This is a genomic window from Alteromonas portus (genome assembly GCF_005117025.1).
Taxonomy (GTDB): domain Bacteria; phylum Pseudomonadota; class Gammaproteobacteria; order Enterobacterales; family Alteromonadaceae; genus Alteromonas; species Alteromonas portus.
Genome location: NZ_SWCO01000005.1, coordinates 573,957 through 597,099, shown reverse-complemented (window position 1 = coordinate 597,099; position 23,143 = coordinate 573,957). Strand labels below are relative to the sequence as shown.

The 23,143-nt window shown below is 43.7% G+C and carries 15 protein-coding genes; 5 read left to right on the top strand and 10 right to left on the bottom strand.

The window, feature by feature from the left end:
* A complete protein-coding gene (locus E5672_RS10505) occupies positions 1-2,295 on the bottom strand; it encodes an efflux RND transporter permease subunit (RefSeq protein WP_136782153.1) in 2,295 nt (764 codons plus the stop codon).
* A gap of 260 nt (positions 2,296-2,555) precedes the next feature.
* On the opposite strand from E5672_RS10505, the gene E5672_RS10500 reads away from it, so the two are divergent.
* Together E5672_RS10500 and E5672_RS10495 are read left to right on the top strand one after the other, a co-directional pair.
* Positions 2,556-4,805 carry an acyl-CoA dehydrogenase gene (locus E5672_RS10500; RefSeq protein ID WP_136782152.1) on the top strand — a complete coding sequence of 750 codons (2,250 nt, stop codon included), beginning with the start codon at positions 2,556-2,558 and terminating at the stop codon, positions 4,803-4,805.
* Between the two features lie 164 nt (positions 4,806-4,969).
* Positions 4,970-5,680, top strand: coding sequence for a hypothetical protein (locus E5672_RS10495; RefSeq protein WP_136782151.1), 711 nt, complete (start codon positions 4,970-4,972; stop codon positions 5,678-5,680).
* A gap of 121 nt (positions 5,681-5,801) precedes the next feature.
* On the opposite strand, the gene E5672_RS10490 is transcribed toward E5672_RS10495, so the two are convergent.
* Positions 5,802-8,312 carry a TonB-dependent receptor gene (locus E5672_RS10490; protein WP_136782150.1) on the bottom strand — a complete coding sequence of 837 codons (2,511 nt, stop codon included), beginning with the start codon at positions 8,310-8,312 and terminating at the stop codon, positions 5,802-5,804.
* 495 nt (positions 8,313-8,807) lie between these two features.
* Here E5672_RS10490 and E5672_RS10485 point away from each other — a divergent pair, with 495 nt between their 5' ends.
* The 3 genes from E5672_RS10485 to E5672_RS10475 all read left to right on the top strand — a co-directional run bounded on the left by E5672_RS10485 (position 8,808) and on the right by E5672_RS10475 (position 14,634).
* Complete coding sequence (locus E5672_RS10485; RefSeq protein WP_136782149.1) at positions 8,808-10,826, top strand: putative bifunctional diguanylate cyclase/phosphodiesterase; 2,019 nt, start codon at positions 8,808-8,810, stop codon at positions 10,824-10,826.
* Positions 10,827-10,831: 5 nt separating this feature from the next.
* Positions 10,832-11,410, top strand: coding sequence for a thymidine kinase (locus E5672_RS10480; RefSeq protein WP_136782148.1), 579 nt, complete (start codon positions 10,832-10,834; stop codon positions 11,408-11,410).
* A gap of 320 nt (positions 11,411-11,730) precedes the next feature.
* A complete protein-coding gene (locus E5672_RS10475; RefSeq protein ID WP_136782147.1) occupies positions 11,731-14,634 on the top strand; it encodes a TonB-dependent receptor in 2,904 nt (967 codons plus the stop codon).
* A gap of 15 nt (positions 14,635-14,649) precedes the next feature.
* On the opposite strand, the gene E5672_RS10470 is transcribed toward E5672_RS10475, so the two are convergent.
* The 8 genes from E5672_RS10470 to E5672_RS10435 all read right to left on the bottom strand — a co-directional run bounded on the left by E5672_RS10470 (position 14,650) and on the right by E5672_RS10435 (position 23,045).
* A complete protein-coding gene (locus E5672_RS10470) occupies positions 14,650-15,675 on the bottom strand; it encodes a LacI family DNA-binding transcriptional regulator (RefSeq protein WP_136782146.1) in 1,026 nt (341 codons plus the stop codon).
* Positions 15,676-15,860: 185 nt separating this feature from the next.
* Positions 15,861-16,490 (bottom strand): uracil phosphoribosyltransferase, encoded by a 630-nt coding sequence (gene upp / locus E5672_RS10465; RefSeq protein WP_136782145.1) that lies wholly within the window; start codon positions 16,488-16,490, stop codon positions 15,861-15,863.
* 206 nt (positions 16,491-16,696) lie between these two features.
* Positions 16,697-16,918 carry a helix-turn-helix domain-containing protein gene (locus E5672_RS10460; protein WP_014950268.1) on the bottom strand — a complete coding sequence of 74 codons (222 nt, stop codon included), beginning with the start codon at positions 16,916-16,918 and terminating at the stop codon, positions 16,697-16,699.
* Between the two features lie 369 nt (positions 16,919-17,287).
* The gene (locus tag E5672_RS10455; protein WP_136782144.1) at positions 17,288-17,830 is read right to left on the bottom strand and encodes a WbuC family cupin fold metalloprotein; all 543 of its coding nucleotides are present in this window, start codon (positions 17,828-17,830) and stop codon (positions 17,288-17,290) included.
* Between the two features lie 69 nt (positions 17,831-17,899).
* Positions 17,900-18,808, bottom strand: coding sequence for a hypothetical protein (locus tag E5672_RS10450; RefSeq protein WP_136782143.1), 909 nt, complete (start codon positions 18,806-18,808; stop codon positions 17,900-17,902).
* A gap of 12 nt (positions 18,809-18,820) precedes the next feature.
* Entirely contained in the window at positions 18,821-21,094 is a 2,274-nt protein-coding gene (locus E5672_RS10445; RefSeq protein WP_136782142.1) for a galactose oxidase early set domain-containing protein, read from the bottom strand.
* A gap of 123 nt (positions 21,095-21,217) precedes the next feature.
* Positions 21,218-22,225, bottom strand: coding sequence for a ribosome biogenesis GTPase YlqF (ylqF, locus tag E5672_RS10440; RefSeq protein ID WP_136782141.1), 1,008 nt, complete (start codon positions 22,223-22,225; stop codon positions 21,218-21,220).
* A gap of 37 nt (positions 22,226-22,262) precedes the next feature.
* Positions 22,263-23,045 (bottom strand): TrmH family RNA methyltransferase, encoded by a 783-nt coding sequence (locus E5672_RS10435; protein ID WP_136782140.1) that lies wholly within the window; start codon positions 23,043-23,045, stop codon positions 22,263-22,265.
* Positions 23,046-23,143: the final 98 nt, after the last annotated feature.

The following is a 23,143-nucleotide window of genomic DNA, read 5'->3' as shown; positions in this document are numbered from 1 at the left end:
TTAAGACTCCTTCTGGGCCGTTTTAGTGTCTTCTAGCCATGCGAGCAACGCAGGCAGAAAGATAAAATCAACAATTAATGCGGCCACGATAATAATGATTGTCAGCATACCCATGTGTGCATTTAAGACAAAGCTTGAAGATGCTAACACGGCAAAACCTATAGTAAGAACAATTGTCGTAGTCGTTAAAGCCATTCCCACCGTTTCAAAGGCATAAACAACACTTTCTCTTGCGCTTGAACCATGCTCTCTAGCGGTCTGATATTTTGTCAAAAAGTGAACGGTATCATCTACTATTATTCCCATCGTCATACTTATAACAACAGAAAGTGCCATGTTTATTTCACCTGAGATAATTCCCCATACTCCGAATCCTATCGCGGCAGGCAGTAGGTTTGTTATTAAACTTATGCCACCAAGCTTTATCGACCTCAAAGCAAATAAAATGAGTATGGAAATCAAGACAAGTGCGAAAACACTTCCCCACACCATGTTTTTCATATTTCGCTCTCCGATGTGGGCAAACATCAACGGTGGGCTTGCTGCTTCAATTCTATAATCGTCCGACAGACTCGCAAAATAATCTTTTGCCTCTCTTTCAAGCGTTGTTATATCGCGACTTCCCAAGTTTTCAGTAAGCGCAATTATTCGAAGTGCTGACTTATCTATATCAATTTGGTTACCAAGGTCTAACCCAAATGGCAGAGACATTTCATACAATAATAAATACTGGGATGCGAGCTCGCCATCCGCGGGTATTACATTAAAGTTTTGGTCATCGCCATTCATGTTGCGGTTCAAGCGTTTAAGCGTATCGGTAAAAGTTAAAACGTGGTTGACTTCACTTCGCGCCCGTAACCATTTAGAAAATTCCTCTATCTGCTTTAAAAAGCCAGGGTCTGTAACACCGTATGATTGGTCAGTGTAAATTACGAAGTCAATATTTGACATCCCACCAAGCTTTTCCTCGTTTACTTCTACAGCTTGCCTAAACGAACTACGTTCATCGAAATATTTAACCGCAACATCGTTTAAAACATTATTTGTAGCAAATAGGCTAATTACCACAATGACGAGGAGCGAAATAGGAAGCAATGTCCGATGGTTCCGATTAACTAAGGTTGCCCACGTAGAGAATACTGAATTGTTTACCGAAACAGACGGCTTGAGAGGTCGCAGGGTTAGAAGTGACGGTAATACTGTGAGTGAAAAAACACAAGCCAGCATTACACCAACAGCTGTCATGTTGCCTAAGTGGGAGAGAACAGGTACAGCAGAGAAATTTAGCATAACAAACCCTATAGCAGTAGTTATACTGGTAATGAAGATAGGCTTTTTATTTACCTCAACACTCTTTTTAATTGCATCTTTATTAGCCAATCCTTGGTTTAGGTAGTACTTCGCTCCGACTATAATATGAATACAGTCTGCAACGGCAAGTGTTGAGATCATAGTCGGCGCATTCACAGTAGCAGTGCTTAAATAAACGCCAAGCCAGCCTGTCAAACCTACAGTAATCGCTACGGAAAAAATCACTACTACTAATGTGAATATTGCTGCCCAAAGCGATTTCACAATCAAAGCAATCGCAATAAAAATTAGCAAAAACATTAAGGGTATTAATGTTTCGGCATCTTGCTGTGCAGCCACGGCGAACGCATCGTTCATGATCACCATGCCATTCAAGTAAATGTCATGGTCGGGATATTTACTCTCAAAGTGAGATTTGATTTGTTTTGCAGCTTCGGCTATTTCAATTACTTGCTGGGTTTGATCGCCATCAGGTAACTGAATTGTCGTATCGATAACGGTAACATCTGTTGTTCTTGATATGAGTCGACCGTAGACTTCTGGACTGCGAGAAAGTACTTGAGCGATGTTTGCAATAGCTTCTTTTGAGAGCTTCTCTGCAGTAATTAAATCTTCAACAATTAAATCGCCTTCGTCATCAAAAGTGTTTTGATAATTCGATATTGATTCGACTCTTGTAGACAAAGGTAATTGCCATGCAGCTTCTGTTAATTCGTTTACTAGCATAAGCGTGGAAGGTTTTAGTACCTGACCGTCGCTAGGCACTACCATGAAAGCAACATTTTCGCTTTTATTGAAAATGTTCTGCATTTCTTCAAAAGCAAGCCGTTGTGGGTCGTCAGGCTCGAAAAATACCTTATAGTCCCCGCGGAAATATAAGTTTTGAGCTCCGATAAGAGAAATGGCTGTGACCACTAGGACTAAAATTAGCGTTATGACAGGGAATCTTATTGCTACTGGCGCGCTGCTAGGTGTGTGACTCATCACAGTATCCTTGGTTTTGTATAACGAAATTTTACATTGAAAACAGCAATTAACATAACCCACACAAAAATTTAATCATCATAAATAACTGCACGTACGTATATTCTGCTGACACAATACATTTTGTTTTATCTACTAAGTCTATGATAAACGGCAACATTAACACTAATTAACGTTTAAATTAGTGATTTTTTTTGATCTTTTGTGAATAAGGTGTAGTATTAACCTACACAACTGGTCAGATGAGCGGATGAGTTATTATGAGTATCAGAACTAGCTTAAAGAAAGTATTACCCCCAATTTCAATCACAGAACAAGAAGCCCTAGATGCGGGTGACGTGTGGATTGAATCTTCAATTTATCAGGGTAAGCCTGACATGCAGGCGCTGCGCGATATCCCTCAGGCAAAACTGAGTGCGGATGAACAAGCATTCATGGATGGTCCAGTAACCGAGTTACTGAACATGATCGATGATTTCGAACTAGGTAACGGCAAGCACATTCCTCAGGAAGTTTTAGATTTCCTAGGCAAGAACCGTTTCTTCTCTATGATTATCCCAAAGAAATTTGGTGGTCTTGAATTTAGCCCTTATGCAAACTCGACTATCGTAGCCACAATTGCAGCGAAAAGCGGTGCAATCGCAGTAACCGTAATGGTTCCTAACTCGTTAGGCCCAGGTGAGCTTCTTATGCACTACGGTACAACTGAGCAGCAAGACTACTGGCTACCTCGCCTTGCAGATGGTCGCGATATTCCATGCTTCGCGCTAACAAGCCCAGAAGCAGGCTCTGACGCGGGTGCTATTCCAGACGCGGCTATCGTAACTAAAGGTGAATTCAACGGTGAAGAAGTACTTGGTTTACGCGTAAGCTGGGACAAGCGCTACATTACGCTTGCACCAATTGCCACCGTACTAGGTCTTGCATTTAAAGTGTTCGACCCAGACCAACTACTTGGCGACAAACTAGAGCTTGGCATTACCTGTGCTCTTCTACCTAAGTCTCACCCAGGTGTTGAATTAGGTAACCGTCACGACCCTATGGGCGTACGTTTCTATAACGGTACGACTCGTGGTCAAGATGTGTTCATTCCTATGGACTTCATTATCGGCGGTCAGAAGAACATCGGTCGTGGTTGGCAGATGCTAGTTAGCTGTCTAGGTGCAGGTCGTGGTATTTCACTTCCAGCAATGGGTGTGGCAACTGCACAATCAGCATTTAAAGGCACGGTTGAGTATTCATTCGTACGTGAGCAGTTTGGTCTTCCAATTGGTCGCTTTGAAGGTATTCAAGAGAAAATGGCAGACATCGCGGGTAAGACGTTCTTACTTGAAGCGATGCGTGTGTTAACAACTGAAGGTCTAGGCCTAGGCGTTAAGCCATCAGTAGTTACCGCTATTGCAAAGTATCACATGACCGAACTAGGCCGTGACGTGATGAACTCTGCTATGGATATTCAAGCGGGTAAGGCGATTCAGCGTGGTCCTCAGAATACGTTAGCGGGCGGTTATGCTGCGCTTCCTATCGCAATTACGGTAGAAGGTGCAAACATTCTTACTCGTAACCTAATGATTTTTGGTCAAGGTGCAATGCGTTGTCACCCTTACCTTAAAGACATGGTTGACCTGATCCACAGTAACGAAAGTTCAGCGGATGCAGAGTTTAACAAAGTACTTCGCAAAACTGTTGGCTTCAGCGTTAAAAATGCGTTCCGCAGCTTAGGTAAAGGCTACCTTCCTTTCCTACGTGAAAGCGAGTCGGCGTTGCCAGAAGTTCGTAAGTACGAGAAGCGTGTAAACAGCATCTCTGCAAAACTAGCGCCACTTGCTGATTTATCGTTAGCTGTACTAGGCGGTGATCTTAAGAAAGCTGAGCTTCTATCGGCACGTCTAGGTGATGTAATGAGCTACCTATACGGTGCAATGGCAGCAATTCGTTTTTACGAGCAGCGCATTGAAGACAGAAAGCTTGCACTTCCGTATTTCGAATACGCGATGCAGTGGTCTTTACAACAAGCTGATCAGGCAATTGTTAACTTCATCAACAATTTCCCGAACACAGCAACACGCGGTCTAATGCGTCTTCTTACCAACACCTACACCAACAGTGTAGCAGGTATTAGCGATGACCTAGTGCGTGAGCTTTCAATCGCGTCTATGCAGGATAACAGCGTGAAAGATCAGCTTACTCACCTTGTTCGCGTTACGCCGGGAGACGGCAACGACATCAACGAGCAAGCGTTCAAAGCGAAGCATGCAGTAGCGCATCTTCTTGGTAAAGTGCAGAAAGCACTTCGCAAAGAGCCTGTAGTGCCGTTCATTTCTTTTGAACATGCACTGAACAAGCTACAAGAAAAAGGTGTAGTAACGGCGGATGAAGCCGCTAAGCTTCACGACTACAACGAAAAGCGCAAGCTAGCAGTTCGTGTAGACGAATACACATTCGATATGGAACTTGTTCCTGCATCGCAAACGCTTAAAGCGATTGATGGCGGTCAAAACGCTGCGTAAAGATGTAACGATACAGTTTTAATGACTCGAAGCCCTGTCACTGGCCCAGTGACAGGGCTTTTTATTATCTATTTTATAAATGCCTAGCTACCATATCCTTTCCATCGCTTAATTCGTGCTCTATCCTTTAAGTACTCCGTATTTCTTATACAAGGATTTGTGCAGTGAAAAAGGTGCTAGTTTTAGTTAATAAAAGCATTTCACTTTTCTATTTTTGTCTGACTTTCTCATTACTATTACCATCTTGCGCTTTTGCTCAAGACAGCGAGCAAAACTTCATAATTGGCGAGCTCAACCACCCGCGAGTAAATCGTTTTTATAAACCTTTAATTCAGCGCGCTTATCGTGATATTGGAATAGCTGTAACTTTTGAAAAAGTTGGCGGTGAACGAGGTCTTCGGCTCTTAAATGAAGGAATGACCGATGCAGATGTTATTCGTTATGATGTCGTCTCACAGCCTGACAACAATATTATTATTGTTCCACCGGCTCTTTCCCATGGCGCATCATTTTTGCTCTGTATCAGGGGCGCTCAGTGCGATAAAAGCGTTATTCAAAACCCAACAAAAGCAATAGCTGTTACCACGCGTTTTTTCTTTAACATGCATATAAGTCCTGAAGAACTTAACGCTAATATTTTTGAGTTCGATGACTTTAATCATGTCATCAATTTATTATTAAATGGCAGGTTTGATTACGCCATTTTACCAAGTGACTATTCAGAAAAAGCTATTTTCGAGCAATCAGGGATAGAATACATACCCCTTGTAGAGCACGAGTTAGTTCATGTTATCCACAAGAAACACGCTCATTTGATAGACCGTCTTTCTGCTTCTATCGCAAATCAACTGGATCTAGCAAGAAGCAACAACTAACTGCAAAAATAAAAACGCCCACTTTAAATGAGTGGGCGTTTTACAGGCTAGATATTTAGCTTGCTATGCATGTTATATCTAAATTACATCAATGCGAACTACGTACTTAATTATCCTGGGCTTAGTCGAACATATACTTAAGTGAAAGCACCGTTGTGCGGCCATTCAGAGGACGCGCTCGCACATAACTCCCCACCGCCGCAGAACCTTCTTCTGATTCAGTGATGATGAATTCATCAGTCGCGTTGTTCATGCTTAATGCCACTGAGAACTGGTCATTTACCCAATACGTAGCGAACAAGTTTACTAGCGTATAGCCATCTTGCTTAAGGTCGTTATTGTCTTGTACAAAGTACTCTGTTGAACCTTGTAGCGAAGCGCCAACAGACCATGTATCAGTTACGTACTCTGGTGTAATTGTCCAAATCCAGTCCGCTTGACGACGCGGAGTATTACCTACTAATGCAGGGTTATTAACGTCGTCACTAATTTCAGCGTCAGTCCACGTTAAGTTACCCGACATCACAATGTTGTCTGTTGCATTCCAGCGACCTTCTAACTCTAAACCTGTCGCTTCATATTCACGCATAAACGTCAGTCCGCTTGTCACTTCGGCTTGTGTATCTTCAGTAACAGTATCAAACAACGTAGCGTTAAGCATCAGGTCTTTCGTACCGTACTTATAGCCAATTTCGAATTGCTTGGTTGTATCGTAGCCTGACGTGGTACTTGTTAGGCTGCCGTCAGCATTTAGCGTACCGCCAATCTGAAGCAGACGATCAGCTATCGCTCGACCACCCTTTGAATAACGCGCAAAGAAGGTTTGGCTATCGCTAAGAAGATAAGAACCGCCAATGGAGTACGACGTGTTGTTCGCAGTGTAATTTACTATTTGAGAAGCCGCACCGGCTCGGTTTAAGTTAATTACCCCCCCACTAATAAAGCCACTGTTGATTGCAGAAGCATCTTCTATTTGCTCAATAACACCGTTACCGTTCAAGTCGAAATCTGCATTACCGCCACAGCAAGAGCTAATTAGTTCTCCTGAAGCTTCAGTGGTATCGTGACGTACCGACGCATCGATAAGAATGTTGTCAGATAGTTCGAAACCAACGTTCATATAGGGAGCTTTTGTTACGTAGTTAAGATCCCATTCCCAAGAAAGGAAGCTTGCCGATAGTAAACCATTAGAAACTAGTTCAACCCCATCTGCATCAGTAATGGTAAGCAACTGAGAATTGTCACCATCAAGCGTTTGAATAAAGGTCTGCCAGCTTGACCAGCTTGTAGCGATATCTTGATTTGAGTAGTAATAACCTACAGTCAGGTCGATACCGTTATCAAATTCTTTACGTAAGCTGAAGTCGTTGACCATATTGCCAAGATCGTTGATACGCGTATCAAACTGAAGATTAGTGAATGCTTGGCCAGTATATACTTCACCTGCATTCGGTCCGTTGGCTAGCACCACGCTTGTGCTCTCACAGTTCAGTGCGTTGCCGTCACCATCTGTTGCGCCAGAACAAAGTGCTGATGTAAAATTAGACACATCGCCAGGGCCTGCAGGGAAGCCATCAGTAAATGGCGCAATAAAGCCGCCTGAAATATCAGAAATACGGAACTTATTTAGTAGGAACAAATTCTCAGCTACTTCTAAATCAACTTCCACGCCAAATGAGTTAACTTTTGACTCGATACCGTCGCGAACGTCACGATTTTCTGGGTTACCGAAGCTGTCGAAAGTAGAAATATTCGTGTTGTAAGCTGAATTCAATGCTTGTGAGCTCGCATCGTAACCAGGAACTGGGCCGTATTCACCATCACCTTTTACCAGTACGGGTGAAGGAAGGTATGTCGACACTTTGTCATCTAAATTCTTGTAGAAGAAACGAATGTGACCGTTGTCTAGCATTTTGGTGATATTGAACTTAACTTGTCCCCCCTGGTCACCGTTATAGCCTGTTTCACGAGGACCTTCACCGCCGCGTGCAAAGCCGGCAATGTGGTAGTAAAGGTCATCGCTTATTTCGCCACCGTAGCGGAAATCTAAGCGGAATTCTTCATAGTCAACGCCAAACGAGGTGCCAATTGCACCACCGCCAACTTCACCGGTGTTGCTTATCAAGTTAATTACACCACCTGGCGAGTTACTTGCAAACGTTGATGCAGAGCCACCGCGCACCGCTTCTACATTTGCGACGGACCAATCGTAGCGCAAGAAGTTATCTGCATTTCCGAAATTAATATCGCCATACTCTAGTACAGGAAGACCATCTTCATGAAGCTGTAAGAACTTAGAGCCACCTGTAGCAAGCGGAATACCACGAATAGTAATGTTTGCGTTACCGCCACCACCCGAAGACTCAGCTCGAATACCAGGAAGTGCGCGGAATACTTCAGCGGTAGAGCGTGGTGCTAGTTTTAAAATATCATCTTCATCAAATGCGCTTACAGAAACACTGGCTTCCTGCATAGTTGCGCCACCAGGTGCTGCGGTTACAACGATCTGCTCGAATTTTTCTTTCGATTTGCTTTGTTCATTAGGCGTTGCAGTTTCTTGTGCAATTACAGACCCTGACAGTGCTGTACAAACAGCAAGAGTTAATGCGTTGAGTGTGTGATGTTTTTTCATGTTTTTCTCCGGCAATGTGTTGGAGTTGTTAAACCCTAAGTAGCCTTCTCCCTAGACTAATAGGAATTGTGGCAACACAACAAACTTAATCGATTAAGAATCTATAACAAAAAAACAACATTGTAAACGATCTGTGAATTATTTTTTTATGAAAGCCATTTTCATGGGATAAGTGTGTTAAATATTTGAATTAATATAACAGAGAAACAAGTATTGATACGGAGGTTTTCAACAATAAAAAATATCGATTAAGTTTATTTAATAACAGTAAAGCGTGGATTATTGATGTTAAATAATGTACTAGTTGTCTAAAACATTTAGATGCATTGAACTTTGGTCTCATTAAAGCTGCTTCATAAAAAACGTACTATATTTATAAGTTTAAGACATGCACTCTTCGAATTAATTTTGTAGACATTTTTGCGCAGAGACAAAATTTGTCCTCTTAAACAATATTTGTGCATACCGTGAGCATTATCTAAAGGTTTCAACAGGTTGAGTAAACATCAAGACATTATTTCGAAGATTGAAATAGAAAGAGACACCACTGACATGCTGATAGGCAATAGCTTTATCGGCTTTTTGATGACCATTTTCGCTTTTTCAGGGCTTGTCTTTTTCTTCGAAAACGTTGACCCATCGACTTTTTCACAAAAGCTCAAAGTGTGGGGTGTCATGATAATTGTTTGTGTTGCCCGCCTAACGGATGCCCTTTACTGGCGAGTCAAATTAGCTGGAAAAGCTTATGAGCCTGGCCCTGCTCTACTCCGATTTTCTGCCGGTTTATATGCTACAGGGACGATTTGGGCGCTTTATTCCGTCCTGTTTTACTCGACTATGTCCACCATTGAACTTGCTGCGACTATGGTTGTGCTTGCAGCCATGGCCGGGGGCGCGGGAACGGTTCTATCACCAAACAAAAAGCTTGTGGGTTTCTACTCAACGGCCCTGTTAGTACCAATGTCGTTATGCGCACTAATAGACGAACAAGGCGAATTCTTTATCCTAGGTATACTTGGCCTGGTATTTTGGTTCGGCATCTTTATGAGCGCTTTTCGTTACCACAAGTTTTTTATAAGCACACTGCATCTTAAAGCAAAAAATAATAGCCTAGTTGAGCAAATGAAGGTTGAACGAAGTGAAACAGAAAAAGTAAACCAATTGCTTGTAGCGTCGAATGAAAAACTTGATGCGTCGAACGCAAACCTAGAAGCCGAAGTTGAACGACGAACCGCTGACCTTTACAGAATATCTAATAGAGATCCGTTAACTAACTTACTCAATCGTAACGGATTCTTAAAGCATTTAAACAACTTACTCGACACGACTCGCGCATTGGATAACTCATTGGCGCTACTATTCATCGACTTAGACGGGTTTAAACAGGTAAACGATAGCTTAGGCCACAAAGTTGGTGACATTGTTTTAGCAGAGATTGCCAGCAGACTACGTAATTACACTGAGGAAAATCACCTGGGTAGATGGGGAGGCGATGAGTTTGTTTCAGTTATTCCCTACGCTAACATCGACACGGCTAAAGCGGTTGCTCATGCGATGCGAAGTGGTGTCACAATCCCGATTATTGCTAATGATAACCAAGTTACTCTGGATGCAACCATTGGTATCGCAATGTTTCCTGAACATGGCGAAACAGCCGTTGATTTGATCCAGCAGGCAGATTTGACCATGTACGATCAAAAGCGCGAGCAGCGCGGCTCTGTAGGCGTTTTCAGCGAGGCTTTACACAATGAGATAAAACGAGATCAACGACTCTGCGAAAGGCTCCGTTGTGCAATCGACAATGGTGAATTTACCGTGTTTTATCAGCCAATAATGGATGTGAATTCAAACACTCTTTCGTCTGTAGAAGCCCTGCTTAGATGGAACTGCGATGATGAACATATTTCTCCTGCCGTTTTTATTCCGCTGGCCGAACGCAGTGGACTTATGCCTGAAATAGGCGCATGGGTACTAAATCGCGCATTGATCGATTTATCTCACTGGCAATTTAAACAAGGACTTGCGATATCTATTAACGTTTCAGTATCTCAACTGCTTGATGATAGCTTTTTAAAGGTGCTAGATAATGCGCTGAAATCTACACAGATTTCATCAGAGAGGTTGCATCTAGAAATCACTGAAAGTGTTTTCGCGAGTAATAAAGAAGTGGTAGGCGTAAAAGTCAATGAGCTCGTGGCTCGAGGCGTTAAAGTGTCTATCGATGATTTTGGTACTGGCTACTCATCGTTAAGCCGCCTACAATCTATGCCCTGCGATTTTATTAAAATTGACCGATCTTTTGTACAGAATAGCTCTGAAGAGAGTGATACCATAATAAGGGCAACACTTTTAATGGCAAAAGAGTTTGGCTGTAAAACCATTGCCGAGGGTATTGAGACCGAGCAGCAAAGGCAACATCTTGCTCAGCTGGGAACCGATTACCTACAAGGTTTTTACTTTGCTAAACCCATGAGTGCCAGCGACCTTATCTCTTGGTATAACGAAAATTATTAATCACCATGGCTCAACTTTATTTCTATTACTCTGCAATGAACGCAGGGAAGTCTACCTCGTTACTTCAATCTGCATATAACTACCGTGAACGCGGTATGCATTCGATTATCTATACTGCCGCGTTAGATGACAGATACGGCGTAGGTAAAGTAACATCCCGTATTGGCTTACAGGCTGACGCAAAACTTTACGCAAAAGACGACGATCTTTTTGCGTCAATTCGCAAAGACTGCGAGGCACGCAAACCTGACTGCGTTTTTATAGACGAGGCGCAGTTCCTGACGAAAAGCCAAGTCAGACAACTTGTAGAGGTTGTTGATGAATTAGACGTTCCCGTTTTAGCATATGGTTTACGTACTGACTTTTTAGGTGAAACCTTTGAAGGAAGTCATTACCTACTCGCATGGGCAGACAAGCTTTTTGAACTAAAAACTGTGTGCCATTGCGGCCGCAAAGCAAACTTCGTCGTCCGTTTAGATGAAAACGGAAAGGCCGTGAAAAATGGCGATCAAGTCCAAATCGGCGGAAACGACACTTATGAATCAATGTGTAGAAAGCACTTCAAAGCGCTTGTATGGGATTAAATTAAACTAACTAGCAGTAGCGTCATTAACACGCTTGCATGCACGATAATTCATCTATTCTTAATCAGTCTCAGCGTTTAAAAAAGCAGGTAGTTCCAAGCTACCTGCTTTTTATTTCTTATAACTTTCTCATTGCACTTGCTAGCTTTCAATTTATCTTATTGAAAATAACGCTACATATGGATACGACGCTCATCACTTCCTCTAATGCCCAGCAACTCTTAAACAATTAAGCCATTAGCTTGCGCCGATCTCAAACTGCTACTATTGTTAAATTGCTGTAAAACTATCATATTTAAAAAGTCAGCAAGGTATCACTCATGAAGCACACACATACGTTTAAACCTGCGTTAATCGCTATTTCGATTACCGCTGCTCTTAACAGTGCGACATTACGAGCGCAAGACACGCCTGACGACAAGCAATTAGAAATTATTCAAGTCTCGGGTATCCGAGGCTCTTTGATACGTGCACAAGCAGTGAAAATGGACAACGAGTCTATAGTTGAAGCCATTTCTGCAGAAGACATCGGCAAGCTTCCTGATTCTTCAATAGCGGAATCGCTTGCTCGATTGCCAGGCCTTTCTGGTGAGCGTGTAGGTGGAAGAACATCTGGTATTTCTGTACGTGGCTTCAAAGAGGACTTTACCGGAACCTCTTTAAACGGCCGGGAGCTTATAGGTATTGGCGATAACCGTGGCGTAGAATATGATCTGTACCCTTCTGAAATTATGACAGGCGCTACAATTTACAAAACCTCAGATGCATCGCTTATCGTACAAGGCATTGGCGGTACTGTTGATCTTCAAACTGTGCGCCCGCTTGCAGCACAAGAAACACTTACAGTAACTGGTGTTTATGAATTGGGTGAAAATGATTCTGATAACCCTGAATTCGACAATAGGGGCAATCGTTTAGCACTTTCCTTTGTTGAAAAGTTTGCAGATGATACCGTCGGTCTCGCATTGGCTATTGCATCAACGGAATCCCCTAGAAATGAAAGAAAATACGGTGTTTGGGGTTATGGTGAGAACGATGATGGACAGGTACTTCCGTTTGGCTTAGACACTCAGGCCATTAGCCGAGTTTTAGAAAGAGATACTTTTTCCGCCATTTTTCAATGGCGTCCCACAGATAGGCTCGATATCGTGGTCGATGCCCTTGATATTGATTACTCTGATTCAGGGGTAATTCGCGGTTTCATCGAGCCTTTTGCAGCAGCTAACGTTACCGGCAGCGGCATTAATAATTCAGGAACACAGATCAATGCAAACCCAGTCCTTAGAACTGACCCCGCACAAAAAGACGGTGAGCTGCAAACCTTTGGATTGAACATCACTTACGACATAAGCGATGACTGGTCAGTTACGCTAGACGTTGCTAACAGCGAGTCGAGCAAAAGGGACTTGCGCGGCGAATCTTATGCGGGCCTTGCTCGCTCAGGTGCACTCAACGAAGGGCAATTGGGTTCACGCGAGTTCCAAATGAGCGAAGACGGCATCTTCTTTACTGATAGCAGCGGCCTAGACGCCTTTTCTGACCCTGCTCTACTTCAGTTGGCTGGCCCTCAAGTATGGGGCGGCGGTATGGCTAATATTGCAGAGCAATTCGCTACCGACGCTCTCCAAGCCAATGGCCAACCCTACAGCTACTTTAATGCACAAGACGGATTCTTAAACTTCGCTGATTTTGAAGAAGAGTTGACGACCGTGCGCTTTGAAGCAGTTGGTTATATTGACTGGCGCATTTTTAATACTTTCACCCTAGGAATAAATTACAGCGACAGATACAAAGCAAAAGATAATAAAGGTTTTTTTGCCACTGCGTCTTCCTATCCCTTCTCTGAAGCGATTCCCGAACAATATCTATATAACGGACTGGCGGACCTAACGTGGGCGGGATTAGGATATGTTGTCGCGTACAACGGTTTCACCCCTTATGAGGATGGTGAGTACACACTAAATGATGCCGGTCTGTTAGAGCCTGACCGCTTAGGCGATACTTATACTGTTGATGAAGAAGTCACTACTTTGTATGCGCAGCTGGACTTTGAGACCGAAGTACAAGGTTTCAATGTAAAAGGGAATGTGGGTGCTCAATATGTACAAACCGACCAGAGTTCATCTGGGTTCATCGGTATTGTAGGGCCCAATTTTGCTGTATGTGATGACGATGATAATGGTGTGGTAGATGCCGACTGCATTACCACCGACGGCGACGATTATTCTCATTTCCTACCTAGCCTGAATGTAAGTGTGGAGCTGGATGAAAACCGATATTTACGCTTTGGCGCGTCTAAAACCATAAGCCGTGCCCGAATTGATCAGATGAAAGCATCAGGTTTTGTTAAATTCGATCAAAACATTGAGCTTATTGCCACAGAGAACTCTGAAGCTGCAGTAAGAGAATTTGGTTCACCATGGTCTAAATTCACTGGAAACCCTACCCTTCGCCCACTCGAAGCTAACAATTTTGATTTATCTTTTGAAAATTACTTCGATGAAGAAGGTTACGTCTCCATTGCACTTTTCTACAAAGACTTAGTGAATTGGACCCGTGATGGCAATCAGCTTATCGATTTCACAAACGATGCCACCAACGGTGGCGCAAATTACTTTATACCTGGATTTCATGACAGAGTAATAGATGTTGCAGGTAATTACGGACCTCAAGATACGCCATATGACGTGGGCGACTTGGTTACACCGCCTGACCAAGGTTTCTATTCTTTCTTCGAAGACGGCCTTGAAGGAGAAATGAAGGGTATTGAGCTGACAGCTAACATTCCATTGAGATTGATTGCTGATAGATTAGACGGTTTTGGTATCGCCGCTTCAGCAACAATTTTAGACGCTGAGCTTGAAGATGGCACTGCGATCCCTGGTCAGTCAGACAATACGTACAGCATCACTGCGTACTACGAGATGAACGGCTTCGAAATTAGAGTTGCAGCAACCGACCGTTCTGAGTTTCTTACCTACCAGCGTGGAGGGTCAAACAAAATTGAGCCAGCAACTCGTAACGCTGTTACTCAAGTCGATGCTCAAATTAGTTACGACTTCGCTGACAGCGGTGTTGGATATCTTGAAGGACTAAGAGTATCGCTTCAAGGCGTCAACCTTACTGATGAAAAAGAAGAAACCATCGATGATGCGGGTATTGTTACGCTGCGCCGCGAGTTCGGCCCCTCTTACATGCTAAATTTTAACTATGCCTTTTATTGAAAAGCGGAGAAGCAGCTATACCGTCTCTCCGATGCGAAGCTCAAATGGAAGTGTGCTTTTAGTTGAAACCATATTGAGTAGTGCTTTGCTGGCTTCAATACCTTTACCTGCACTAGACTGGCATACTGTTGTCAGGCTAGGTCGAGCTCTTTCAGCTTCTTCAATACCATCGAAACCTGTTATTTTAAGCTCTTCTGGAACCTTTATTCCCATATCTAGTGCTAAGTGCAGCAGCTCGAGCGCTATAATATCACTCATACATAAAACGACGTTAGGTCTGGGGGAGCTAGTTAGTACTTCTTTAGCTGCCTGCCTTGCAAAATGTCTGTCACTTTCTGGAAGGTGCCAAATGCGCTCGTTACTGACCGTAATGTTTTTTTCCTCAGCTGCTCTTAAGTAACCGTCGAGTCGACGGTGAGCAATGGAGTGGTCCACATCAATCAATGGGCTATCATAAATACGACACGTTGAAGGCGAATCGATGAGGCGAAGGCCAAAGATTGCCACATTATCACCTTCGTTTAACGCATGAGAAGCAACGCGATACGCTGCCTCCTCGTTATCAATGTTAATAGACGGCTTATCTTCAATATCAAAATCAACCGTCACCACGGGTTTAGGCGATACCGCTAACTCCGTCACCAAATTGCTATTACGCGGCTGCCCATAACAGATAAAACCGTCAACGAAATCAACGACATCAAGAATACTGTCAGAGTCTCCGGCGTAAAGTAGTAAGTGCTTGCCATTTTCTTGCAGCGTAGACGAAACACCTTTGATAAAGGTACTGGCTACGGGATCACTGACCATATATGAAATGCTATCGGCTAATACCAAAGCCACAATGTTTGATGTGCCCTTTCTGAGGATCTGTGCAGCTTTATTTGGGCCGCTGTAACCAATCTTTTTGCACTGCGCTAAAATCTCTTCGCGTTTCGCCTTCGATAATTGATCTGGGCGGTTGAATGCGTTTGAAATAGTAGCAGTTGAAACGCCCAGCTGTTCAGCAACATCTTTTAGGGTAAGTTTTGTTTTTTTCATTGTTTTTAGCTCTTTTCACAAATCTAACTACCCAGATTTATAAACAAAAAAGGGTAGCAAGCGTGCGCTCGGACTACCCTTTGACTATATCATTAACTTAAACGTTTAACGCGAGAAATTTAGCGTAAACTCCATGAGTTGTGTAACAAATTGCTCTATGGCTTAAATTTTAGATATTTTCGTTCTTAGCGCGTACCGAAGATTTTATCTCCAGCATCTCCCAACCCCGGTAGGATATAGCCTTTATCATTCAATCTATCATCGATAGCTGCGGTAAAAATATCAACATCTGGGTGAGCTTCAACCACAGCTTTAATACCTTCAGGCGCTGCAACAAGGAATAGCCCCATAATTCTTCGACAGCCTTTCTTTTTCAAAAGGTCAATTGTCGCAATCAAAGTACCCCCGGTTGCCAGCATTGGGTCAACAATCAGTGCGGTGCGTTCATCGATATTTTTTACTACCTTGTCAAAGTAGGCGACTGGCTGCAGTGTATCTTCATCGCGGTACAGACCCACTACACTAATCTTCGCATTAGGAATCAGTTCAAGTACGCCTTCAAGCATGCCTAGGCCAGCGCGAAGAATAGGAACGACCGTAATTTTTTTACCTTTTATTTGTCTTACTTCTACTTCATCGCCGGACCAGCTTTTAATCATTGCACGCTCGGTCGGCAATGTTCGCGTTGCCTCATAAGTCAGAAGATTTCCCACTTCAGAGGCAAGCTCGCGAAAATCTTTGCTGCTAATTTTAGCATATCGCATGAGCCCTAGTTTGTGCGCAATAAGCGGATGGGTAATTTCGTGAACGGCCATGGAAGACTCCTTGTAATCGATTTAGCTATATTTTAACCCAGAAGTATTTTAGTTAAAGCGATTAGTCGTAAAAATATGTTTGTTCAATGCTTATAGGGAATGAACATAAACATCACTCTCAAGCAAAGCTGTCCAACTTTTGACAGATATCTAAACATTATCTTACAGCTCAAAGTTGTCGATGTTCTATCTTAGCCCAACTTTTATTACCCCACTTGTAAAGTAGCGCCGTCAGGCATAGTCACTTCAATTTTCATATTCCCACCAACGGCTGCCAAATAAGCGGCTGCACGTTGAAGTGAAACGTCCTGAATGCGCTTTGATTCCAGTTTACTTACACCTGAGGCCGTGACCGATAAGGCCATCGCTACTACTTCCTGTTTAACTCTATGTTGCTTTCTGATGTCACCTAGTGTGATTTCTTTCATTGTCTTTTACCGAGAATTACGGGCATTAAAAAAGCCCAGATGGTGATACCTTCTGGGCTTTTGCAAAACGTTTTTACCTGCAGTGCCCAGAAGCCAATACTTGCCCCTGAACACCAATGGTCAGGTGCAATCAGTAATTAAAATTATAAAAATAACCAGTTGAAACGTTTCGCATAATAATTCTCTTTTTACAATGTACTTGTACAAACGGCTTGTTGCCGCGACTAAGTGGAAAAGTTTGAGACTTGAAACATTAATGGATGCCATAGCCGCCTCGTGTCACTTATCCTTAACCATACCATGCAGATAAGCAATAGCAACGACTTTCCAAACTGGAAAGTATAAAAAAACAGAATGGATTGAGCAGTTTTAAGTCAAAGACATGTACACGTGGTTAACATCAGTGCCGACTTCAGCCTCTTTTAGGGAGGTGAGAAAGCGCGGCACAAGGTCGCTTTTCTCTTCAGGTGACCAGCTTGCAAAACATTTATCGTCTGTCACTTCGTAAGGTCCCTGTTTAACTTCCATGAAAACTACTGGGCTGTGGCACACCGTTGCATGCCAAGTATTAGGGGAAATTTCAATTCCACTTGTTTCACCATTTGCCGCTAACGTAACTTTTTCTGTAACTACGCCTTCATCGTTGAAGAACAGAATATCTAGCTCGCCTTCTACTACCATGAAGAACTCCCATTTATGCAGCTGCACATGTCTGTGAGGCCGCACATAGGAGTCTGGCATTATGGCAATAAAAAGACGCTGAACCATATCAGCATAAGATTTATGAACGTTTAAGTTAGCTCGTCGACGAGGGCTTTCTGCCGCCGTCTGTTTTAGCTGTTTAAACAATGCTTTATCAAAATACTGAATATTGTCCAACGTCGTTTCCTGATGAATGCTTTGATGTTGCATTAAAGCCTATCGCTCTTTTACCGAATGGCGCAAGCTTTAGCAATCGAGCATTGCATGAAATCTACTTTTTCAGTGAAGACTTGCGACCTCTACCCACCCACCTTGGATGTATTTCACTTTTTTATCTTGGTGACAGAACACAGGGATCTTCCAGCCGTCCTCACTCCGATTTTCTAACCGATTGTCAGGCCAGGTGTATGCGGCTTGAGAAGACAGCTTAACCCATTGTTTATCAGTACTTACTGGCGCGCGTCCAAGCGACTGCCACCCTTTGCTGTGCGTATTCACTTCCACGCCTTTTGGGCTAAATCTGAACATGGGCGATTGGTATTCATCCAAAACCACCATATGGTGGTCCCCTTTATAACTAACTCGAATTGCCCGTTCAGCGCCTGGGATCACCATAGCGTTCAAGTCCGCAATTGGTGACGACGCATTATCTACAGTTACTAAAGTACGCTTGGCAGGAGGCGCCAAAGACTTAAAGTAACCAGAAATATCGCTACGCTCACCGTTTAAAGCAATCGCTACATTCCACGTCTCTACGTGCTCATCTGTTTTTTCAAGTCGTTTGTCATACCAGCCATAGTAATTATTCTTACTCACCTGCGACCATTTAGATTCCACCTTGTTATCTGTCACCCATTCCGGCAAGGGCCTGGGCCCCGCGGTTTGTACCTTATACCACATAGGGTGATCCCAATTCGCATAAACGCCACTTTGCATTATGCGAATGAAAGGTTCACCATCGTCCCCAAGCACTTCAAGCTTTCCTTTGCCGGTAAACTCTACAAGAATTTCATTTCCCAATGGTGAGCTTTGAATTTGAGAAGTTACATTGGCGTGTTGGGTGTTGGCTTTATCAATGACAGGCAGCCACTCCCCCGCAACAGCTGAAGCGCCGTGGGCTGATGCATTTGCAGATACCAATAGAAACGTACATAACGCAGTGCTTATTAAGATTACTTGCTTAATCATGGCTATATTCTCCTACTGACACATCGCCGAAAGTTCGCCTGTTACCGTAATGGCTTTTGAAGCTGAAGGAACTAACTCGCCGTTTTCATTACGCGCATTAACAAACAGCATGTAATCCCCTGGTGGAACCACGGCTTGCTGCGTTGGCATTTGAACTACAACGCGTCTGTCAGTTTTGCGTACGATAGGAAGTATTACGCTGCGCTGATCACCGTCAATCAAGTGAGTGATATTAGTACGTCTTATTAACACTACCGACTCTATATTGGCATTCATGGCTGCTGTTGCCGCATCGGTATTTTTAAGGCCTACCGCAAAACGTTCTCCCACTGCGACAGTTTTGTTTCTTTTTCCGATGGCAGGACGGTCGCCAAACATATAAGAGGGTTTATAGATTTCAAAGGAAGGATCTCTTCCGTCGTTTGGAGAAAACCCTGGAAGCGTAACGCTATACGCATAAGCGGTGTTAATGGGTGCATGTCCACCAATTAATACACTACCATCAGGTAACAATGCGGCAGAATTATGGTAAGTACGCGGTCTATTTTGTTCGGCAACCTGCTCAAATGTTTCAGTTTCAGGGTTAAATATTTCCGCTTTCAAAATAGGTTTACCCGAACCCGGCAGCACCACTTCATCTCTGTCAGCACCCGATACAACCAGCACTTCTCCTGTAGGCAACAACACGCCCGTACCATACCAGCGCCCCTGCTGAAGGCTGCCCGTTGACCGAGAGTCATAAAGCATTTTCTCACCTTCAATAGTTACCGAGTCGATGCGCGCTAAATTCGTCCCTAAATATAAACCTGGGCTTGTTGCCGCAACACCGGTTAACACGCCACCAGCGGTAAGAAACTCAGCTTTACTGTACGTACCGTTCTCATCTGGCGTGAGTGGCAGCATCATTGAAAACGTTGAGCCTCTAAATCCAGCACCAAGCAGGGCTTGTACATCAGCTAAGCGATAGGGGTCGTCGATTATAGGCGCTAACGCATCGAAGGGATTGGAAATAAACTCTTCCGTTAAACCCGTGAGTAAACCACTTAACGACTCATCCGCTTGTGTGTTAGTCACATTTAGGAAGCTTGCCAAGTCAGAAATACCCGCTTCGCTTAAGTGAAGCGGTAAGCCAGCAAAACCAAGGTCAGCCCATGTTTTAGACTGCGGATCATACGCCGCGACGATATTCCATAATGCCTGATCGTAGCTTTGCCCAAATGGGTTAAATGCCTGCCCGCCACCGTTGTAAAACACATGACCGTTAGGTAGAAGATGTAATCTTGGATAGAGAGGCAGTGAACGCTCGGCCAGCGGGCCGTTATCGGTCCATTCTCCGCACGATGTGTCGTAGGTTTCGGTAACCGTAACATTGCGACCTGAAGTCTCAGGGCGGGTTAAATAAACCGGCTTCACTAACTTAGTTACGCCACTAGCTACCAGCACGTTTCCGTTCGCTAACGACAGTGCACTAGGGTACCAACGCCCAAAGTTCATATCCCCTGTTTTGCGCCAGCTGTTGTCTTCGGGGTTGAAAATACGGCTATTTTTCAGCCCTTCTAGTTCAGACAACCCGAAATTAATAGGCTCGCCAAGTAGGCTCGTATTCACGCCAGGCTCATGATAATAATCGGTTCCACCAACAGCCATAAGCTCGCCGTTAGGCAGACCGACCAAATCGGCACAAAAAAGCGCGCCGTCGTTATTGGTTCTATCGTCATCGGTGTTCAAATCAAGAGGCAACGACGTACCTAAAAAACCCGTGATATCGCCAATAATGGTTTCTGAATCATTGCCATCAGGGTTAGCCCCTGCATCGACAGGCGATGGCGCTATCCAACTTGCATTGTCGTTTTTCATCGTCAGCACGCGGGTTTGATCATTAATTATCGCTGAACCGATTTCCAACAGCGCGTTATATTCTACGTTTTCGGTACCTTCTAACGCATTAAAATAAAGGATACGGCCATCGTTCAATAGCGCCAAACTACCCGCAGCTGGCTTGCATTTCAGCACACCGTCTTCGTTTTCTTCACATTTCCCGTTATCTGGATAGTTGTTGAGTGGATTAGTAATGTTCGTGTTGTTTTGGTCCGGGAACTCACCCGTCACTAGCGGCTCTTCAAAGGGGTTTGTAAAAATACCCTGCTGCTTACAAACAGCGATATCTGAACATTCCGGGGTGACGATAGGAACCTTACCCTTATTTCGGTCGGCAAGGGCGAAGTGAGAGGTGATACTTAATGTAAGTAGTGTGAGTGTGGGTAAAACCAGTGGACGTTTGTGCATTGTGGCATCCTATTCTTGTTAAGTTAACATGCCGTTCTATCTCTGGGATCACACCAAAAAATGTAAACAGCATGTTAACCAAACGACTCAATAGGATGCTTGGATGCAAAAAATACTATATTTTTATTTTTTGTTTTGAGCGCGCATTCTACGGCTTTGTTCTTGACGCTTCTCTTCTCGTTTTTCTTTCCGATCTTTCTTATCAGGCGTTAGCGAGCCTGTTTTGAATTTTGCTTTACGCTTGGCTTTCGCTTCTGCTTTCTTTGCCGCCTCAAGTGCCATTTCTTCTTTCTCGACTTCCAGCATTTCCGGTGTCTCTAGCGTTATGCGCCCCAACTTGCCCGACTGCAGTTCTTTAAGCAGGATCTCGCATATTTTATGAAGATTTACGCGGCCACCCGCTTGAATTGCTCCGCGCGTTTTAGCGGCGGCTTCCAGAAACTCTATTTCAGTGTCAGGCAACTCGTCCAGCTTGTAGCGCTCCTTCATTACCTCTGGATACGCTTTAATAAGGTAATCTGCCGCGAAAAAACCGACATCGTCGTATTCCATCGCGGTGTTTTTAACAGCGCCCGATGAAGCTAACCGATAAATTGAATGTGGGTTTTCAAGCTTAGGCCACAGTACTCCCGGTGTATCAAACAAGATAATACCGCTGCCTAAGTTTATGCGCTGCTGGCTTTTCGTTACAGCGGGTTCGTTACCTGTTTTCGCAATGATTCGGTCGGCTAAAATATTAATTAGCGTCGATTTACCCACGTTAGGTATACCCGTGATCATAGCTTTAATTGCTTTTGGCTGACCTTCTTTATACGAACAAATACTTTTAACTAGCTGCATGATTTGCTTGCTGTTGCCCGGGTTATCGCTAGAGGTCGTGATCGTCTTCACGCCGCGCTCTTTCTCTAAGCTCTCCTGCCAGCGCGCAGTAATTTCTGGGTCTGCCAAATCATACTTATTAAGAATTTTAATACAGGGCTTATCGCCGCGTATTTTTGCAATTTCGGGGTTTTCACTGGAATATGGAATACGCGCGTCAAGCACCTCAATAAGAATGTCTACTTGATTAAGCGACTCTTTAATTTCTTTCAGGGCTTTGTGCATGTGCCCAGGGAACCATTGTAATGCCATGGTTAATTCCTATCGTAATCGAGTTGAGGGGCTGAACTTAACGGGTTAATTCATAAGCGCAGATATTCACAGCGCTGGCTAAGTTTAACGAGTCAATCTTACCACTTCCCGCAATGGTATACGCCGTTGCGTTTAGCTTTGATAGTGCGTCAGCAGGCACGCCTCGTGCTTCGTTGCCAAACAGATAACACTGGTAATCACCAAAGGTGTTAGAGGTGATATTGTCACCATTCATATCCAAGAAAGCGAAACGTTCAAATCGCTCGCTTAGGCTTTCAAGCGCTACGTTTAACTCCATGTTCACATGGAAAATAGCCCCCATACTTGAGCGCACAACTTTCGAGTTATATGGGTCCACACTGTTTGGGCTTAGTAATAGCGTAAAATCGCCAAACCACGCTAGCGTTCTTAGTATGGTGCCTAAGTTGCCGGGGTCTTGAACTTCATACAAATAGATGTACTTTTCGGTACTGGATTTGTTTGGGGAAATGTTGGTTTGTGACCGCTGTGAGCCTAACGAAGTGTTAGGAAGTGGAACGCGAGCAATAATACCTTGAGGTGATTTGGTATCGCTTAGTTGCTGCATTTGTTGAGACGATACCGATTCTACCTTCATATTAGAGACTGAAGAAACAAGTCTTTCTTTCACCCACGCCTCATAATCAGCTGTCACATAAAGGGTGATATCACCTAATGTACTGCTGTTATGCTTAGCAACATTAATTAACTCTAAAACTAAGTGCTCTCCTTCCACCAAATAGAATCCGAACTGCGTTCTAAATTTCTTTTGATGAAGCTTTTTCACGTCACTTAGTTTCATTTGCACTGCCCTTTTTATAACTTTCGGCGCAAGTGTAAGGTATGAAACCCGAAACGCAAAGCGGCAACGCTTAATAGTGAAGTAAAAAAGGCGTCATA

Excerpts from the sequence above, each read along its gene's own strand:
- E5672_RS10480 (WP_136782148.1), top strand. The coding sequence starts at position 10,832 with ATGGCTCAACTTTATTTCTATTACTCTGCAATGAACGCAGGGAAGTCT.
- E5672_RS10435 (WP_136782140.1), bottom strand. The coding sequence starts at position 23,045 with ATGAAACTAAGTGACGTGAAAAAGCTTCATCAAAAGAAATTTAGAACG.
- E5672_RS10460 (WP_014950268.1), bottom strand. The coding sequence starts at position 16,918 with ATGAAAGAAATCACACTAGGTGACATCAGAAAGCAACATAGAGTTAAA.
- E5672_RS10450 (WP_136782143.1), bottom strand. The coding sequence starts at position 18,808 with ATGATTAAGCAAGTAATCTTAATAAGCACTGCGTTATGTACGTTTCTA.
- E5672_RS10470 (WP_136782146.1), bottom strand. The coding sequence starts at position 15,675 with ATGAAAAAAACAAAACTTACCCTAAAAGATGTTGCTGAACAGCTGGGC.
- E5672_RS10445 (WP_136782142.1), bottom strand. The coding sequence starts at position 21,094 with ATGCACAAACGTCCACTGGTTTTACCCACACTCACACTACTTACATTA.
- upp (WP_136782145.1), bottom strand. The coding sequence starts at position 16,490 with ATGGCCGTTCACGAAATTACCCATCCGCTTATTGCGCACAAACTAGGG.
- E5672_RS10455 (WP_136782144.1), bottom strand. The coding sequence starts at position 17,830 with ATGCAACATCAAAGCATTCATCAGGAAACGACGTTGGACAATATTCAG.
- E5672_RS10490 (WP_136782150.1), bottom strand. The coding sequence starts at position 8,312 with ATGAAAAAACATCACACACTCAACGCATTAACTCTTGCTGTTTGTACA.
- E5672_RS10500 (WP_136782152.1), top strand. The coding sequence starts at position 2,556 with ATGAGTATCAGAACTAGCTTAAAGAAAGTATTACCCCCAATTTCAATC.
- E5672_RS10475 (WP_136782147.1), top strand. The coding sequence starts at position 11,731 with ATGAAGCACACACATACGTTTAAACCTGCGTTAATCGCTATTTCGATT.
- E5672_RS10505 (WP_136782153.1), bottom strand. The coding sequence starts at position 2,295 with ATGAGTCACACACCTAGCAGCGCGCCAGTAGCAATAAGATTCCCTGTC.
- ylqF (WP_136782141.1), bottom strand. The coding sequence starts at position 22,225 with ATGGCATTACAATGGTTCCCTGGGCACATGCACAAAGCCCTGAAAGAA.